Here is a 15,653-nt window from a genome sequence, read left to right as displayed (position 1 = left end):
CGGGGTCATGCGGGCCCCCGATCGATGTCGACCACCAGGTTGAGGTGGTCGTCGACGGTGACGGTGCAGTCCGGCCCGACGTTGCAGGCCGAGTCGCGCTCCTCGAAGACGGCCGGGCCGCGGAGCACCGTCCCCGGGGTGAGCGCATAGCGGTCGTAGACCTCCGCCCGGACCTCGCCATGCCCGGGGCAGTGGATGCTCCGCCAACGGCGTCGGGGCTCCGCGGCCGGCGGCCGGTGGGCGAGCCGCGGGGCCGCCCCGGGCAGCCGGGCGGACAGCCGCCAGTTGACGACCTCGGGCACCGCATCGCGCACGGTTCGGCCGAACGTCCGCCGGTAGACGTCGCCGAAGGCCTCGGCCGTGCGGTCGGCCCGATCGGTTCCCGCTCCCCACACCCCTGCGGACAGCGGCACCTCGATCTCGAAGCCCTGCCCCGCGTACCGCATGTCGGCCGACCTGGAGAAGACGATCCCGTGCCCGCACTCCGCCTCTTGGCCCTCGCGCCCCAGCAGCCTGCGGGCCCGAGCCTCCATCTCCGCGTACAGCGCGGCCACCCGCCCCCAGTCGGCCCGGTCCAGGGAGGTCGGATACCCCCGCACCTCGTCGACGGTCGGGGCGGCCACCAAGAATCCGAAGGCCGAGATCACTCCGGCGCCCATCGGCACGATGACCCGGTTCACTTTGAGCAGCCGCGCCAGCGCGTAGGCGTGCACCGGCCCGGCGCCGCCGAAGGCCATCAGGGCGTATCCGCGCGGGTCCTGACCCTTCTCCGCGAGGTGCATCCGGGTCGCCGCCGCCATGTTCTCGGCCACCAGTTCCTGGATGCCGAGCGCCGCCGTGTGGGAGTCGACGCCGAGGGCCTCCGCGAGTTCCCCCACGGCCCGCCGCACAGCGGGCAGCGAGAGTTCGAGCTCACCGCCGAGGAAGTAGTCCGGGTTCAGGTAGCCGAGGAGGAGGTCGGAGTCGGTGACGGTGGGCTGCCGGCCGCCTCGGCCGTAGGCCACCGGCCCAGGCACCGAACCGGCACTGCGCGGGCCGACCCGGAGCAGGCCGAGGTCGTCGACGGCGGCGATCGACCCGCCGCCCGAACCGATCTCGATCATGTCGACCACGGTCAGCTTGAGCGGGAGCCCGGACCCCGGCTTGAACCTGTCCAGCCGGCCGGCCTCGAACTCGCGCTTGACATCCGGGCGGCCGTCCTCGATCAGGCACATCTTGGCCGTGGTGCCGCCCATGTCGAAGGAGATCACCTTCGGCTCGCCGGCGGCGCGGGCCAGAAAGCCCGCGGCGATGGCGCCCGCGGCAGGACCGGATTCCAGCAGCCGGACCGGGAAGGCCTTCGCCTCGTCCACCGTGGTGACCCCGCCGCCGGAGAGGATGACGGAGAGCCGCCCGGTGAAGCCGATGCCGGCCAGTTCACCCTCCAGACCGTCGAGGTACGCGTACACGCCGGGCTGGACATAGGCGTTGGCGCAGGCGGTGCTGGTGCGCTGGTACTCCCGGATCTCCGGCGCGACCTCGCAGGACAGGGTGATGAGCAGCTCGGGGAACGCCTCCTGGACCAACTCCCGCGCCCGCAGCTCGTGCGCGGGGTCGGCGTAGGAGTGGAGGAAGGCGATGGCGAGCGACTCGATGCCGTGGTCCAGCACCAGCGCCCGGGCGGCCTTGACGACGGCCTCCTCGTCCAGGGGCGCGTGCTCGGTCCCGTCCGCGGTCATCCGCCCGCCCACGCCGTACCGCAGATGCCGGGGCACCAGCACGGGGGCGGGCCGCGCGTGGAGGTCCTCGACGTCGTAGCGGATCTCGCGGCCCATCTCCAGGGTGTCCCGGAACCCCTCGGTGGTGAGCAGTCCGACCCTGGCGCCGGTGCGCTCCAGCAGGGTGTTGGTGATCAACGTGGTCCCGTGTACGAGGGAGCCGACCCGGCCGATCGGGGTGCCGGTCTCCTCCAGGATGCGCCGCAGGCCCTCGATGACGGCCCGGCTCGGCTGCTCGGGGGTGGTGAGCCGCTTGCCCGTCCAGGTCAGCGCCCGGGTCTCGTCGTGGAGGACGAGGTCGGTGAACGTACCGCCGATGTCCACGCCGACCCTGGTCGGCTTGGCCGTCTCGGCCGTCTCCATCATGTCTTCCATCTCTCAGGCACCGGCCCTTACCCGCGTGACGGTCTCCGCCCCGTAGTCCTCGACGGCGGCGGAGCGGGACACGAGGCCGGCGCGGAGGTCGGCGGCGATGGCCGCCGGTTCGCGTCCTGCCGGGGGGCCGTATCCGCCGCCTCCGGCGAAGCGGATGACCATCGTGCCGCCGGGCGGCAGCACGGTGGCGGACTTGAGGGGGACGGCGGCGCTCCCCTCGCCTCCCGCGCCCGGGCGGATCTCGACGGCTGCCGGCAGACCCGGGCGTCCGCCCCGCATGCCCTGGGCGGGATGTTCTTCCCGATCCCCCAGCAGCACCGCGCGTACGGGCCAGGATGTCGGGTTGTGGACCTCGATGACCTGGCCCAGCCCTCCGCGCATGGTGCCCGCGCCCCCGGAGTCCGGGCGGTACTCCTTCCGTGTGAAGAGCAGCGGCGAGCCAGCCTCCAGCGCCTCGATGCCGCCACCGCCGGAGTTGGTGGGGAAGGCGGTCGCGGACAGGCCGTCCGCGTGCGCCGAGGCCCCCATTCCGGCGCTGGCGAACAGCACAAGCCCGAACTCCTCGCCGCGTTCGTCGCGGCCGGAGAGCTGGACGCGCAGAGCGGGCGCGCCCCCGCTGTCCGCGATCACCCGCTCCGGCAGCACTCCGGCGAGCGCCTGGTAGACGGCACAGCAGAGCAGATGGCCCGTCAGATGGCGGGCGAGTACGGGAGCGGGGAAGACCGGGTTGAGGATCGACCCCTCGGGAGCGGTCACCCGGACGCACCGGTACGAGCCGGAGTTGCTTCGGGTGAAGGGGTCCAGGACGATCTTCAGCGGATGGACGGTGTAGGCGGTGGTGTAGTTCAGCGTGGAGTTGACGGCATGTCGGACCTGCGGAGAGCTGCCGCCGTAGTCCACGGTGATCTCCTCGCCTCGGACGGTGACGGCGCACTCGATGCGCGTCGGCCGGCCCGGCACCCCGTCCGCCTCCACCCTCGACCGGTAGACGCCGTCGGGAACCGCCGCCACGGCCCGCCGCATGGCCACCTCGGCCCGCCGGTGGACGGCTCGCGACAGCGCCGACAGGTCGTCCTGCCCGGTGTCCCGGAGGAACTCGACGGTGCGCCGCCGGCAGACCTCGTTGGCCGCGATCTGCGCCTCCAGATCGCCCCACACCTGGCCGGCCAGCCGTACGTTGCCCAGCAGCAGCCGCACGACCTCCTCATTGCGGACGCCCGCGCGGAACAGGTGGAGCGGTGGGATCAGCAGGCCCTCGGCCATCAGATCGGTGGCGCCCATGGTGTGGCTGCCGCCGATGTCGGGCAGGTGGGCGGCGGTTCCGGTGAAGCCGACCAGCCGGTTCCGGTGGAAGACCGGAGACACCATCGCGACATCGGGCAGATGGCCGGTGGCCAGCCAGGGGTCGTTGGTGATCACCCGGTCCCCCTCCCGCCAGGTGTCGGCCGGGAAGCGTTCGAGCAGCCGCCGGGTGAGGGTGCCCATCAGTGCCGCGAACGCGGGGATGCCGGCGCGGCATTCGGCGATCGTCTCGCCGGAGGCGTTCATCACCACCACCGTGTAGTCGTTGGACTCCCGGATGATGGTGGAGAAGGCGGTGCGCAGAAGCGTGGTCGCGGCCTCGTCGGCGATCGCGGCGAGGCGGCTCCACCAGATCTCCAACCTGATGGGGTCCATCGCGCCGGTCTGTTCGGCCTGGTCGGTCTGTTCGGTCTGTTCCGTCGGTTCGGTCGGATCGGTCGTCATTGATCGTTCCCGTTCGTTCGCGGGCGGTGTGCCTCGGGGTGGGCCTCAGGCCCGTCCCACGGGCGGCACGGGCATTCCGGCGAGCGGCACATGGTGCTGGCCGGCGTGGATGTCCCGGTCGTGGAGGCTGCCCTGGGCCAGTCTGCGCGGGAAGGACACCTTCACCACCCGTAGCTCCGGGATGCGGAACACCCGGACCGACTCCCGCGGCACCCGGTAGAGCCCGGCGATCAGGTCCTCGTCGATCAGCCGGTCGGCGGCCCGGTAGGCCTCGGCGTCGGGCAAGAACGCCTCCACGGTCATCCAGAAGGGGCCGGCGTTCTTCGAGCGCACCTCCAGCGCCAGCTCGTCCAGCGTCGGCTTCGCCGTCTGCGTGGTCTCAGCGGCCCCAGTGGTCTCAGCCACGGCTCGGCTCCTCGATCTCGATTCGGAACAGTGCGGTCGGTGAGTCCGTCTCGACGACATGGTTGAGGACGAACTCGTACACGGCGCCGCGGTCCACATGGGCGGGCGAGGTGGCGAAGGCGAAACTCGGCAGGTAGCCCATCCCCGGCAGCGGGAGATGCAGCAGAAGCGGGTTGGCGAGCTGGGAGATCGCCGTGGCGGTCTCCTGGTCGAAGGCGTTGACCAGGAGCATCGCGCCGACTTCGGTGGGGGGCCCGGAGCTCGGTTCCAGGTCGCCGAGGACCGCGTTGTGGCCGTACAGCCGCAGATCCATGGCCCACGAGCCCGGGGCCGGCTCCAGCACGCTCTCGACCCGGTCGGCCAGGGTCTTCTCCAGGCACTGGGCCCACTCGTCGATGGAGGCCAGGATGCGGGGGTCGCGGATGCCGACGAAGGAGAGGGTCTGATAGCCGGCGACCGCCGCGCCCTCCAACTTGACCGTGTACTGGTTTGCGGGTTCGAAGCGCGAGCCCTCCACCCGTACGGCCCGGCCGTCGAGGGCGGTGTAGTGCGCGTCCGCCACCGCGATGGTCCCGGCGGGCTCCCGCATCAGGTAGGGGTCCGCGGTCTCGTACAGCATGTGCGCAGCCACCGAGGTCGGTGTGCAGGCCGTATCGGGGTCCAGCGGCTCGATGGTGAACCCGGTCGCGTCGATGCGCGCGAACACCCCGCCGGAGCGCGGATCGGTGGTGCACTGCCCACCGCACTCGACGATCTTCGCGGCGTGCCAGACGGGCCCCGGCGGCATGCCCTTCATCAGCGGGACCACCGCGGAGGCCGCGGTGTCGGTGGCCCGGCCGGCCAGCACCACCTGCGCACCTGCCCGCAGGGCCTGCTCGATGGGCTCGTGGCCCATCATCCCCACAATGCGGGCGCAGTCGGTGAGCGTCGCCGGATCCAGCGCACCACTGGGCGGCAGCGGGCGGATGCGGCCGGCCGCCAGCGCCGGCAGCAGTCGCTCCGCCCGCTGTTCACTGAAGATCTTCGCCACGGTCAGCCGCAGGCCGTCCTCGGCGCAGACCGACTCGACGAGGTCCGCTACCCACCGCACCCCGGAGTCGCTGCCGCTCGTCCCGCAGGAGCCGATGATCAGCGGGATACCGGCCTCCGCGGCCGCCGCCAACAGGATCCGCAGGTCCCTGCGGACAGCGCGCGCCGAGGTCTTGGCGGTCCCCGTGCCGAGGTAGTGGGGCCCGGAGTCGGTCGACCCCCCGTCGACGGCGATCACATCGGCGCCGAGCGCGATGCCGCGGGCGATGGTCTCGGGCGGGAATCCGGCGCCCAGCATCCCACTGGGCACCAGGACCCCGACTCCGGCGGCCGGATCTACTGTGTCGGCTGTGTCGGCTGTGTCGGGCATGAACTCTCCTAGCTCGTGCGCAACTCGGATTGGTGCGCGCGGCGCACCCTCCGGTTTCCCGCAGGCTATTCGCTATAGCAAAACTGGTCAAGGCATCTGGGCAGTGCTCTCTTCAGGCCGCGACTTCGGGGTCTGTTGGTCATGGACGGTCCAGATCGAACGGCCCGATGTAACATGCCATAGCGGATTGCATCCGATGCTCCCCAGACGCCGCCTTCCGCCCCACCGCACGCCCACCGAGGAGTCCGACCCCGATGACCGCACCGGATCTGACGCCGGCCCAGCGCTCGCGATCACTCGCCGAACAGGCCTACCGGACCATCCGGGAGGGCATCGCGACCGGCAAGTTCAAGCCCGGCCAGCGGGTCACCGAGCGGGATCTGGCGGCCCGGCTGGACGTGAGCCCGACCCCCGTCCGCGAGGCCCTCCGGCGGCTCGAGCAGGAGAGCCTGATCGAACGGGTCTCCATCCGCACGCTCCGGGTCGTCGACCACTCCCCCGAGACACTCCGCGAACTCATGCTGACCGGCGCGGCGCTCCGCGCGCTGGAGGCCAGGTTCGCCACCGAGAAGATCAGCGACGCGGCGCTGGACCGGATGGAAGCGCTGGTCGACCGGCTCGGCGACGAGCGCGACGACAGCACGGAGCAGCTCCGTATCGCCCGCGAGTTCGACGCCGAGATCGAACAGGCCGCCGACAACCGCACCCTTCGCAACCTCGTCCAGACCCTCGCGATCATCGGCACCGAGCGGCGGACCCGATCGGTGGAGACCATGCGGCAGCACCCGGACCTCGCCCGGCGCCGCCTGCAGGGCCACCGCGCCATCCTGGTGGCTCTCCGCAGTCGCGACCCCGATCTGGTCGAGGAGGTGTTCCGTCGGCACGCCACGGCAGGCGTCGACCTGGTCCTCGGCGAACTCGACTGATCCGGTTCGGCCGTAGCCGAGTCACGGACCCCGACGCGGCGCCCCGGGCCCGGCCCCGGGGGTCCCGCCGTCGACACCCGCGCGGGGCAGGACCACCACCACCCGGGCTCCGCCGGCGGGGCTGGTGGTGATCGCGATCCGACCGTGGTGGGCGATCGCGATCTCGCGAGCGATCGCCAGGCCCAGGCCGGTGGTTCCGCTGCCCCGCTCCCGGCTGCCCTCCAGGCGCACGAACCGGTCGAAGACCCGCTCCCGCTCGGCGACCGGGATCCCGGCGCCGTCGTCGTCGACCTCCACCCGGACGGTCCGCTCCAGAACCGCGGCGCCCACCGCCACGCGGTGCCGGGCGTGGCGCAGCGCGTTGTCGACGAGGTTGCGGAACAGCCGTTCCAGGTGATCGCCGTTCCCCGGCACGACCGCCTCCGCCGGGACGTCCACCCGGACCTCGCACCGCGCGGCCGGAGCGCCGGCCAGGATTTCGTCGATCACCTCGGCCAGGCTCACCGGGTGCCGCCGCTCGGCGAGCAGCCGCTCGTCGGCCTTCGCCAGCAGCAGCAGATCCCGGATCAGCTCCTCCAGCCGGGCCGACTGCCGTACCGCGCTGCCCGCCAGGTCCGGCCACGGGGCCCGCTCCGGATGGGCCAGCCCGACCTCCAGCGTGGTGCGGACCGCGGCCAGCGGGCTGCGCAGCTCGTGCGAGGCGTCGGCGACGAAGCGGCGCTGCCGGCGGGCCGATTCGTCCAGGCGGGCGAGCATTCCGTTCATGGTCTGGGCGAGGTGCCCGACCTCGTCGGCGGTCCCGGGCTCCGGCACCCGCTGGGAGAGGTCCGCCGAGGTGATGTCGGTGACCGCCTGCCGGATCTCCTCGACCGGCCGCAGGGCGCGCCCGACCACCAGCCACACCGTCCCGGCCGCCAGCGCGAGGATCAGCGGCAGCCCGATCAGCAGGTAGTGGGCGAACTCCTCGTCGACCTCGTGCAGGAGGCCGGTCGGAGTGCCGGCGACGATGGTGACCTTCCGGCCGCCCACGACGGTCCGCTCCGCCACCACCCGCACATCGCGGGGGATCGCGCGGTCGGCCGCCGGCTGCCGGACCGGGACCTCCGCACCCGGGGGCAGAACGTAGACGGCGGGCAGGCCGGTCAGCGTACGGGTGGCGGCGAGCACCTCGCCGTCCGCGCCGAGCACCTGGGCCTCGGCGTTGGGATCGAGACTCGACTGCGGCAGCGGGCCGGACCAGGTGCCGTTCCCCGCGCCCGCGGCCTGCGCGATCTGGACCGCGTAGGTGCGCAGTTCGCCGTCGAGCGTCCGCTTCACCCCGGTCATCTGCAGCTGGTACAGCAGCAGGACCCCGAGGACCACGGCCGCCGTCAGGGCCAGGCTCGCCAGCACGGTGACCCGGGTACGCAGGGTGCGCGGGCGCCGGCCGAAGCGGGGGCGGAGGCGGGGGCGGAGGCGACCGCGAGGGCGAGTCGGCGCCTCGGATCGGCGCGGTTCGACGGCGGTCACGGGGCTGCCTCCCCGGAATCCTCGATCAGGTAGCCGGCGCCCCGGACGGTGGCGATGACAGACGGCCCACCGGCTCGGTCGATCTTGCGGCGGAGCCGGTGGATGCTCACCTCGACCACCGTGTATCCCCCCTCGTAGGCCGGATCCCAGCAGTGGTCGAGCAGCTCGGCCTTGGACACCACCCGCCCCTTGCGGCGCATCAGATACTCCAGGACGGCGATCTCACGGCTGGTCAGGTCCAGTACCGCGCCCTCCCGGAGGACGGTGCGGGCAGCAGGATCCAGGCGCAGCCCGCCGGCCGTCAGCGCGGCCGGCCGCTCCCCCAGTCCGCGCCGGGTGAGCGCCCGGAGGTGGGCGAGGAGGACCGGGTAGGAGAACGGCTTCGTCAGATAGTCGTCGGCGCCGACGTCCAGCCCCTCGGCGTGGTCGAGGTCCTCGTCCATCGCGGTCAGCATCAGGATCGGCGTCCAGACCAGCTGTTCACGCAGCCGCCGGCACACCTGGTAGCCGTCGAGGCCGGGCAGCATCACGTCCAGAACGATCACGTCGTACTCGAGCTCCCTCGCCTTCCAGAAGCCCTCCGCTCCGTCCCGGGCCACGTCCACGACGTAACCCTCGGCTTCCAGGCCCCAGGTCAGCGCGGCGACCATGGCCTCTTCGTCCTCCACCACCAACACGCGCATGACTCAAGCATCCTCTATTTGCTATGGCATCCGCTGCCGTCCTCGATGGTAGCGGCCCCCGGCTTACGGCCGGCTTTCACCCGCGGCCGAAAGCGCGGCGTAAGGAACCGACCCGCAGGCTGCGGTCCTGAGGCGGAAAGTCGTCGATCAAGGGGTAGAGCCATGCGATGCGGAGAATCCGAGGCACCGCCGACAGCCGGAGGCCGCAGCCGCCCCGACCGTCTCCGGAGCGGGCACGCCCATTCGGGGGTCGCCGGAAACGCCCGGTTGACGGCCGTCGGCGGACTGGCACTCCTCCTGCTCTTCGGCGCCCAACTGGTCACCGTGGTGCTCGGGGTCACGCAGGTGCTCACCGCGCATGTGGTGATCGGCCTCCTCCTCACCCCGGTCGTGGCCCTGAAGATGGGCAGCACCGGCTGGCGCGCCGTCAAGTACTACCGGGGGGACCGCGCCTACCGGGAACGCGGCGCACCGCGGATGTACTACCGGATCCTCGGCCCGGTGCTCACCGCCCTGACGGCACTGCTGCTCATCAGCGGCCTGCTGGCCTTCCTCGGCCCGCCCGCCGTGGCGGGGGCGGCACTGCTGACGCACAAGGCGTCCTTCTACCTCTGGCTGGCCGCGCTGCTGCTCCATGTGGTGCCGCACTATCTGGAGGCCGTACGGCTGGCGGCCGCGGACCTGCTGGCCAGGCGGGGAAGCCGCGTCCTGGGAACCTCCGCCCGGCGCTATGCGCTGCTCTCGGTCCTGGCGGCCGGAGCCGTGCTCGCCCTGCTCCTCTCGGGGCACGCAGCCGAGTACGTCAGGAGCTGAGCTCCGGAGCCGTGGGCGCCGAGCCGTGGACGACCGAGGCACCGGGCGAGCAACGCTGACGCCACATACCTCTCGGACCAGTTGTGGTCTAGGGGGTGTTCCGGCGCAGGTCGCCCTGGTCGTCGAGGTCGTTCAGCACTGCGGGCAGGCCCTTGGTGAGCATCTTGGCGCGGACGGCCCCGAGGAACCTGGCCATGAAGTAGCCGCCGGCCCCGGTGAAGCCGGTGTGGTCGTAGGTGAAGCGCGTTCCGCTCCCGTGCGCCGCGAGTCGGTAGGCGACCTCGGTCACCTCGCCACCGCTTTCGTCCTGCCACGAGTAGCGCAGCAGTGCGGGCTCGGATACCTCCAACACCTCGCACAGCACGACGCCGCTCCAGCCGGGCTTGGGTTTCGCGATGAACTTGAAGGTGGTTCCGACCGTGGTGGCGAAGCCCTCCGGCCGGGCGCCGGCACCGGTGGCGGTCCACAGCGGGATCAGCTCCGGATCGGTGACCGCTCGCCAGACCTTCTGCGGGGGATGCGGATAGTCGCGGACGATGTGGATGGCGCTCATGGAAGGCTCCCTTCGCCTGCGCAGGCATCGAGGCCTGCCCGGATTTTCTGCGACTGTAAATTTATAGTAGCAGAAATTATCGGCGAGCTGTCCTATGCTTCGGTGATGACCATCCGCACCGTGGATTGGACGGCCCTGCGGCCGCGCGACGAGGAACCCGCCGCCGAAGGGCTGCGGGAGCGCAAGAAGCGGCTCCTTCGGCGCCGGCTGTCCGACACGGCCACCGAGATGTTCATGGAACGGGGCTTCGACGCCGTACGGGTCGCCGAGATCGCGGAGGCCTGCGGGGTGTCGGAGAAGACGGTGTTCAACTACTTCCCGACCAAGGAGTCGCTCATCCTCGATCTGGGCGAGGCCACGGTGGACTCCCTGCGCACCACCCTGGCCGACCCGGACCTGTCCCCCGTCGACGCCGCGTTGAGGATCCTCTCCAGCGAGCTGGACAACCTCACGTCATGGCTGAGCTCTCAGAACGACCCTGCCGAGGCCAAGGCCATGCTGCTGCGCTTCGGCAGGCTGATCCGATCCACCCCGTCCCTACGGGCGTATCACCACGACACGGCCGACAGGCAAGTCGCCGCAGCCGCCGAAGTCCTGGCCCAGCGCACCGGGTTGAGCCCGGACGACCCGGAAGTGCAGATCGCCGCGACCTCCCTGCTCGCACTATGGCCCATCCAGTTCCGGGCGCTGAGCAAGCATGTGAACCTCACCCGGACCTTCGAGGAGCTGCGCGACGCGGTCAGGGCCGACGTCCGACGTGCCGCCCGACTCATCGACGTCGGACTCAACTCACTGCCCACCCGGCCGAAGCAGCCCGAGCGGCCCGAGCAACCCGAGCAAACGGAGCAGGCAGAGCAGCAGCAGCCGCCCGGCCCCGGAGCGCGCTAAGCGCCGATCCCCCTAGCTCGCGGCAGGGCGTCGGCGGAACCCCTCACCCGGGCCCGTCGCCGGCGGCCGCCAGCAGGGGCACCACCACGTCGCTGATGGGGGTCGGGATGCCGTGGGCCCGGCCGCGTCGTGCGACGACTCCGTTGCGGATGTCCCATTCGAGCGGCCGGCCGGCCTCCCGGTCGGCGAGGATGGAGGTGCCCATGTCGGCCGGGTAGGCGCGGAAGTCGTCCAGGATCTCCTGCGGCACCTCGTCGCCCAGCTCCGCTCCTTCGGCTCGGGCGACCGCGAGGCACTCCCGCAGGTAGGCCTGGGACAACCGGCCGATGTCGGCGCGGCCGAACATCCCGGCTCGACGGCCGCTGAGGACCATCAACCCGGCCACCGCGTTCCGCAGCAGCTTCCGCCACGCCAAGGTCGCGAAGTCCGCGGCCAACTCGACCGAGCACCGGGTGTCGCGCAGCGCCCCGTGCACCACCTGGGCCGCGGGCACGTCGGGCAGCGTCAGTCGGGCCTTCTCGCGCAGCCACACGGAGCCTCCGGGCTGCACCTGCGCCGGGAACCACACGACGGAGGGCAGCACGGGGCAGCCGGGGACGTGGGGCGCGACGGTCGCCTCCTGTTCGACGCCGTTCTGCAGCACGCAGACGACGGTCCCCGGGTGGCACAACGCCGTCAACCAGAGTGCCGCCGCGTCCAGTTGGGTGGACTTGACGGCGAGGAAGACGAGGTCGACCGCCCCTTCTCCGATCCGGCCCGGATCGGTCCGCACCGGTCCCGGCACCACGACCAGGCCGTCGGCATCGCGCAACTCCAGGCGCTCGCGAGGCGTGCGGCCGCACAGCAACGGGGTGCGGCCGGCCTCATGCAGCGCCGCCGCGACGGTGGTGCCGATCGCCCCCGGGCCCACGACTGCGACGGTGGGGTTCATGGACGTCGTCATCCCCTCTCTATCCCCTCTCCGGACAAGTCGGTCTGCAGGCGAAGGACACGTTACTCTGTTACTCATGACTCGCGGCAGAGGTAACGCCGTTTCGCACGGTGACGACGGTGACGGCCCGCTCACGAGGTGGCTCGGGACCATCCAGGCTCGCAGCGGCGGCCTCGCGGCGAGCGAGGCGAAGGTGGTGCAGCTCCTCCTTTCGGATCCCCTGTTCGTCGGCACCAGCACCACCGCCCAGGTAGCCGCACGCGCCGGGGTGTCCGCCCCGAGCGTGGTCCGCGCCGCCCGGGCGATCGGGTTCAACGGCTTCACCGAGCTCAAGCTCGAGATCGCCCGGGCCCGGGGGACCACCGAGTTCTTCGCTCCCTCCGAAGTACTCACCGAGAACGCTCCGACGGCCGCAGTGCTCGAGACGTCCGTGCGCACCGGGATCGACGCACTGGCCGCACTCGGCGGCGCCCTGGACCTCGCCGCCCTGGACGAGGCGGTGAGTACGGTGCAGAGCGCGGATCAGGTGCTCCTCGTCGGCGCGGGGACGTCCGCATCGGTCGCCGCCGACGCCGTGTTCCGCCTCCGCGCCCTGGGCGCCAGAGCTTCCGCGATCCCGGACCACGAGTCGGCGATGATCGCGATGCGGCTCCTGGGACCGCGCGATGTGGTCATCGCCGTCAGCTCGACCGGACGCACCTCGTCGACGCTCGGTGTCGCCGACGCCGCCTCCTCGGCCGGCGCGACGCTGATCGCGATCACCAATCAGTACGACACGCCGCTCGCGGTCCTCGCCGACATCGCCCTCGTCGTCGGTGGCGCGCCGTTGCCGACGCAGATGGCCGCAGCGGGAAGCCGGCTCGCCCACCTCGTCGTCATCGACGCGCTGGCGGCCGCCCTCGCCCTCCGGGACCCGGAACGCAGCCGCCGGGCCGAGCAGGCCGGCATCGACCTCCCCGACATCTCCTGATGCCGCCGCACACGATCGCCCTCGTCCTCGTCGCCGCGGGCGCCCACGCGGTCTGGAACACGGCGTCGAAGTACAAAGGGGGCGACACCGTCGTCTTCGTGTGGGCCTACACATGCGCGGCGACACTGCTGTGCCTCCCGGTCGGCATCCTCCCCGTGGTGACCGGCACCCAGCCGATCGGCTGGCGGCTCGCGGCCGCCTCGGCCGTCTCAGCCGTGCTGCACATCGTGTACTCCCTGACCTTGCAGACCGGCTACGACCGCTTCGACCTCGGCGTCGTCTACCCCGTCGCCCGCGGGACCGGGCCGGTGGTGACGATGCTGTGCGCGGTCCTCCTCCCCGGAGAACGGCCGACCGGGACGGCCGTCCTCGGCGCCCTGGTCGTGGTCGCCGGCATCGTCGTCGTCGCCGGCAACCCCTTCCGAAACGGTCAGCGCCGCCCCCTTCGCGGCGTGCTCTGGGGCGCCGCGACCGGCGCCACCATCGCCGCGTACACCCTCTGGGACAGCCACTCGGTCACCTCACTGCGCCTGGCCCCGGCGACCTACTTCACCGGCACATACCTGCTGCAGAGCCTGATGCTGACCCCGCGGGCTCTGCATCGGCGGGATCACGTCCGGAGCGTCACGCGGACGAACGCGGGGCCGATCCTGACCATCGCCGTGTTCTCCCCGCTGGCCTACGTCCTCGTCCTCACCGCCATGCAGACGGCATCCGTCGCCCTCGTCGCGCCTCTGCGCGAGTCGTCCATCGTCGTCGGATCCCTCCTCGCCTGGTGGCTCTTCGACGAAGCCCACCTGGCGCGCCGCATCGTGGGCGCCGCGATCGTCCTCGCCGGCATAGCCGCGATCAGCCTCTGACTCGTCCGGCGGGCCCGGGCCGCGCCATGCGGCCCACCCGCGTCCCCAGCCGGTAGCAGACGACCGGCGGCTCCTCCACTCCGCGAAGAGCCCGGCTCAGCCGTCCGAGCGCGGATTCACCCGATGAGTCAGGCCGCCCTGCTCCGGGGTGCGGAGTCGACCGCACCCCCCTTAGCTGGCGAGCGTATGGGGAGTCCCCCGTGGCGCCGAGGCCCTCCCGGATGCCCGTCCCCGCTTTCCCTCGCAAAGGAGCACTTGGACATGCCGTACTGCACCACGCGTGACGGGGTCGAGATCTTCTACAAGGACTGGGGCCAGGGCCGCCCGGTCGTCTTCATCCACGGCTGGCCGCTCAACGGCGACGCCTGGCAGGACCAACTCAAGGCGGTCGCCGACGCCGGCTACCGCGGCATCGCCCACGACCGCCGCGGCCACGGCCGGTCCACCCCGGTCTACGACGGCTACGACTGGGACACCTTCGCCGACGACCTTAACGACCTGATCACCGGCCTCGACCTGCGCGAGGTCACCCTCGTCGCGCACTCCATGGGCGGCGGCGAACTCTCCCGGTACATCGGCCGGCACGGGACCGAGCGGATCCGCTCCGCCGTGCTCCTCTCCGCCATCCCGCCGCTGATGCTCCAGGGCCCGAACAACCCCGAGGGGGTGCCGCAGAGCGTCTTCGACGACATCAAGGCGGGGATCCTCAAGGAGCGCTCGCAGTTCTGGAAGGACACCTCGGTCGGCTTCTTCAGCGCCAACCGGGACGGCAGCAAGGTCACCGAGGGCAACAAGGACGCCTTCTGGTACATGGCCATGCAGGAGACCATCCAGGGCGGCGTCGCCTGCGTGGACGCCTTCGCGGCCACCGACTTCACCGAGGACCTCAAGAAGTTCGACGTCCCGACGCTGATCGTGCACGGCGACGACGACCAGGTGGTGCCGATCGACGCGACCGGCCGCAAGTCCGCCCAGATCATCCCCGACGCCACCCTCAAGGTCTACGAGGGCGGCTCGCACGGCATCGCCCTGGTGCCGGGCGACAAGGAGAAGTTCAACAAGGACCTGCTGGAGTTCCTCTCCCGGTGACGCTCGCGTAGCGACCGCTTCGACGGCGGCCGGGGGGTGGAGAACCGTCTCCACCCCCCGCCCCCGCATCCCCACCCGGTACCGGCCCGGGGGCCGATGGCAGGCTTCGGCGTCCCGGCGAGGGTGGGGGCATGACAGCGAACATCGTGATCATGCAGTTGGCGATCCTGGCCGTGGTCCTGGAGTCGGACCTGGGCCGCCGCAAGATCGGCTGGTTCCGGGTGGGGCGGCCGGTCCTCGGCGTCGTCCTGATCGTGCCGTTCTTCTTCACCTCGCTGCCCACCGGCGGCGACGACCTCCTCCTCCAGGGCGCCGGCGCGGTGGCCGGGGCGGCCCTCGGTCTGTTCTCGGTCTGCCCGCTGCTGGTGGCCGTCGACTACCAGCCGGACTGGCGACGCCGCTGGCCGCGCACCTCGGCCGGCGCCGGCAGGCCTGCGGCTGTCAGCCGCTCGGGGGCCGGTTACGCGGCGGTATGGATCCTGGTGACCGGTGCCCGGCTCGGCTTCGCCTACGGCGCCCAGCACGTCTTCCCGGTGGGCCTGGGCCTGTTCCTGACCAGTCACCATCTGAGCGGCACCGCTCTGACGAACGGATTCATCTTCCTTTCCGTGGCCATGAGCCTCTTCCGCAGTCTGGGGCTGTGGGTGCGCGGCCGGGCGCGTCTGGCGCAGGCCGGGCCGGCCGTTGGCGCGGTGCAGCGCGCGGCAGGGGTGGCACGGTGATCCTGGTAACGCTGCTCGGCCTGATCG

General features: G+C 71.8%; 15 protein-coding genes. 7 read left to right on the top strand and 8 right to left on the bottom strand.

The features are described from left to right. Window positions 1-5 precede the first annotated feature (5 nt). From BS73_RS03670 to BS73_RS03655, 4 genes are read right to left on the bottom strand one after another with little or no spacing between them, the layout of a single operon-like run. Window positions 6-2,132 carry a hydantoinase/oxoprolinase family protein gene (locus BS73_RS03670; protein WP_235215268.1) on the bottom strand — a complete coding sequence of 709 codons (2,127 nt, stop codon included), beginning with the start codon at window positions 2,130-2,132 and terminating at the stop codon, window positions 6-8. Between the two features lie 3 nt (window positions 2,133-2,135). Continuing rightward, window positions 2,136-3,878, bottom strand: a complete 1,743-nt coding sequence (locus tag BS73_RS03665) for a hydantoinase B/oxoprolinase family protein (RefSeq protein ID WP_200886620.1) — start codon at window positions 3,876-3,878, stop codon at window positions 2,136-2,138. Between the two features lie 45 nt (window positions 3,879-3,923). After that, window positions 3,924-4,283 carry a DUF4387 family protein gene (locus tag BS73_RS03660; protein WP_051939264.1) on the bottom strand — a complete coding sequence of 120 codons (360 nt, stop codon included), beginning with the start codon at window positions 4,281-4,283 and terminating at the stop codon, window positions 3,924-3,926. Next, window positions 4,276-5,682: an acyclic terpene utilization AtuA family protein gene (locus tag BS73_RS03655; protein WP_051939262.1), complete on the bottom strand. Its 1,407-nt coding sequence runs from the start codon at window positions 5,680-5,682 to the stop codon at window positions 4,276-4,278. The genes BS73_RS03660 and BS73_RS03655 overlap by 8 nt, the downstream gene beginning before the upstream one ends. 254 nt (window positions 5,683-5,936) lie before the next feature. On the opposite strand from BS73_RS03655, the gene BS73_RS03650 reads away from it, so the two are divergent. Next, window positions 5,937-6,608, top strand: coding sequence for a GntR family transcriptional regulator (locus BS73_RS03650; RefSeq protein WP_051939260.1), 672 nt, complete (start codon window positions 5,937-5,939; stop codon window positions 6,606-6,608). Window positions 6,609-6,629: 21 nt separating this feature from the next. Here BS73_RS03650 and BS73_RS03645 read toward each other — a convergent pair whose 3' ends face one another. Then, a complete protein-coding gene (locus tag BS73_RS03645; protein ID WP_152617493.1) occupies window positions 6,630-8,000 on the bottom strand; it encodes a sensor histidine kinase in 1,371 nt (456 codons plus the stop codon). 113 nt (window positions 8,001-8,113) lie between these two features. Beyond that, window positions 8,114-8,800 carry a response regulator transcription factor gene (locus BS73_RS03640; RefSeq protein WP_037569112.1) on the bottom strand — a complete coding sequence of 229 codons (687 nt, stop codon included), beginning with the start codon at window positions 8,798-8,800 and terminating at the stop codon, window positions 8,114-8,116. A gap of 267 nt (window positions 8,801-9,067) precedes the next feature. Between BS73_RS03640 and BS73_RS03635 the strand changes: the two genes are divergently transcribed. Then, complete coding sequence (locus BS73_RS03635; RefSeq protein ID WP_037569109.1) at window positions 9,068-9,613, top strand: hypothetical protein; 546 nt, start codon at window positions 9,068-9,070, stop codon at window positions 9,611-9,613. Between the two features lie 88 nt (window positions 9,614-9,701). On the opposite strand, the gene BS73_RS03630 is transcribed toward BS73_RS03635, so the two are convergent. Beyond that, the gene (locus BS73_RS03630) at window positions 9,702-10,166 is read right to left on the bottom strand and encodes an SRPBCC family protein (RefSeq protein WP_037569108.1); all 465 of its coding nucleotides are present in this window, start codon (window positions 10,164-10,166) and stop codon (window positions 9,702-9,704) included. Window positions 10,167-10,271: 105 nt separating this feature from the next. On the opposite strand from BS73_RS03630, the gene BS73_RS03625 reads away from it, so the two are divergent. Beyond that, a complete protein-coding gene (locus BS73_RS03625; protein ID WP_084703732.1) occupies window positions 10,272-11,054 on the top strand; it encodes a TetR family transcriptional regulator in 783 nt (260 codons plus the stop codon). Between the two features lie 43 nt (window positions 11,055-11,097). On the opposite strand, the gene BS73_RS03620 is transcribed toward BS73_RS03625, so the two are convergent. Then, a complete protein-coding gene (locus tag BS73_RS03620; protein ID WP_037569107.1) occupies window positions 11,098-11,997 on the bottom strand; it encodes an oxidoreductase in 900 nt (299 codons plus the stop codon). Between BS73_RS03620 and BS73_RS03615 the strand changes: the two genes are divergently transcribed. The 4 genes from BS73_RS03615 to BS73_RS03600 all read left to right on the top strand — a co-directional run bounded on the left by BS73_RS03615 (window position 11,984) and on the right by BS73_RS03600 (window position 15,626). After that, the gene (locus BS73_RS03615; RefSeq protein WP_200886619.1) at window positions 11,984-12,955 is read left to right on the top strand and encodes a MurR/RpiR family transcriptional regulator; all 972 of its coding nucleotides are present in this window, start codon (window positions 11,984-11,986) and stop codon (window positions 12,953-12,955) included. The two genes, BS73_RS03620 and BS73_RS03615, sit on opposite strands and share 14 nt — an antisense overlap. Further along, the gene (locus tag BS73_RS03610) at window positions 12,955-13,815 is read left to right on the top strand and encodes a DMT family transporter (protein WP_037569105.1); all 861 of its coding nucleotides are present in this window, start codon (window positions 12,955-12,957) and stop codon (window positions 13,813-13,815) included. Before BS73_RS03615 ends, BS73_RS03610 begins: the two co-directional genes overlap by 1 nt. A gap of 261 nt (window positions 13,816-14,076) precedes the next feature. Next, window positions 14,077-14,904 carry an alpha/beta fold hydrolase gene (locus tag BS73_RS03605; protein WP_037569103.1) on the top strand — a complete coding sequence of 276 codons (828 nt, stop codon included), beginning with the start codon at window positions 14,077-14,079 and terminating at the stop codon, window positions 14,902-14,904. Window positions 14,905-15,035: 131 nt separating this feature from the next. Further along, window positions 15,036-15,626 (top strand): hypothetical protein, encoded by a 591-nt coding sequence (locus BS73_RS03600; protein ID WP_037569101.1) that lies wholly within the window; start codon window positions 15,036-15,038, stop codon window positions 15,624-15,626. Window positions 15,627-15,653 lie beyond the last annotated feature (27 nt).

The organism is Phaeacidiphilus oryzae TH49 (assembly GCF_000744815.1).
In the GTDB taxonomy this organism is placed as follows: domain Bacteria; phylum Actinomycetota; class Actinomycetes; order Streptomycetales; family Streptomycetaceae; genus Phaeacidiphilus; species Phaeacidiphilus oryzae.
Note: the sequence above shows the minus strand (reverse complement) of the source record. Positions and strands in the feature narration are given on the sequence as shown.

Bases quoted from the DNA above. Each gene is read 5' to 3' on its own strand.
- BS73_RS03670 (WP_235215268.1), bottom strand. From the start codon at position 2,132: ATGGAAGACATGATGGAGACGGCCGAGACGGCCAAGCCGACCAGGGTC.
- BS73_RS03665 (WP_200886620.1), bottom strand. From the start codon at position 3,878: ATGACGACCGATCCGACCGAACCGACGGAACAGACCGAACAGACCGAC.
- BS73_RS03655 (WP_051939262.1), bottom strand. From the start codon at position 5,682: ATGCCCGACACAGCCGACACAGCCGACACAGTAGATCCGGCCGCCGGA.
- BS73_RS03650 (WP_051939260.1), top strand. From the start codon at position 5,937: ATGACCGCACCGGATCTGACGCCGGCCCAGCGCTCGCGATCACTCGCC.
- BS73_RS03640 (WP_037569112.1), bottom strand. From the start codon at position 8,800: ATGCGCGTGTTGGTGGTGGAGGACGAAGAGGCCATGGTCGCCGCGCTG.
- BS73_RS03630 (WP_037569108.1), bottom strand. From the start codon at position 10,166: ATGAGCGCCATCCACATCGTCCGCGACTATCCGCATCCCCCGCAGAAG.
- BS73_RS03625 (WP_084703732.1), top strand. From the start codon at position 10,272: ATGACCATCCGCACCGTGGATTGGACGGCCCTGCGGCCGCGCGACGAG.
- BS73_RS03615 (WP_200886619.1), top strand. From the start codon at position 11,984: ATGGACGTCGTCATCCCCTCTCTATCCCCTCTCCGGACAAGTCGGTCT.
- BS73_RS03620 (WP_037569107.1), bottom strand. From the start codon at position 11,997: ATGACGACGTCCATGAACCCCACCGTCGCAGTCGTGGGCCCGGGGGCG.
- BS73_RS03610 (WP_037569105.1), top strand. From the start codon at position 12,955: ATGCCGCCGCACACGATCGCCCTCGTCCTCGTCGCCGCGGGCGCCCAC.
- BS73_RS03605 (WP_037569103.1), top strand. From the start codon at position 14,077: ATGCCGTACTGCACCACGCGTGACGGGGTCGAGATCTTCTACAAGGAC.
- BS73_RS03600 (WP_037569101.1), top strand. From the start codon at position 15,036: ATGACAGCGAACATCGTGATCATGCAGTTGGCGATCCTGGCCGTGGTC.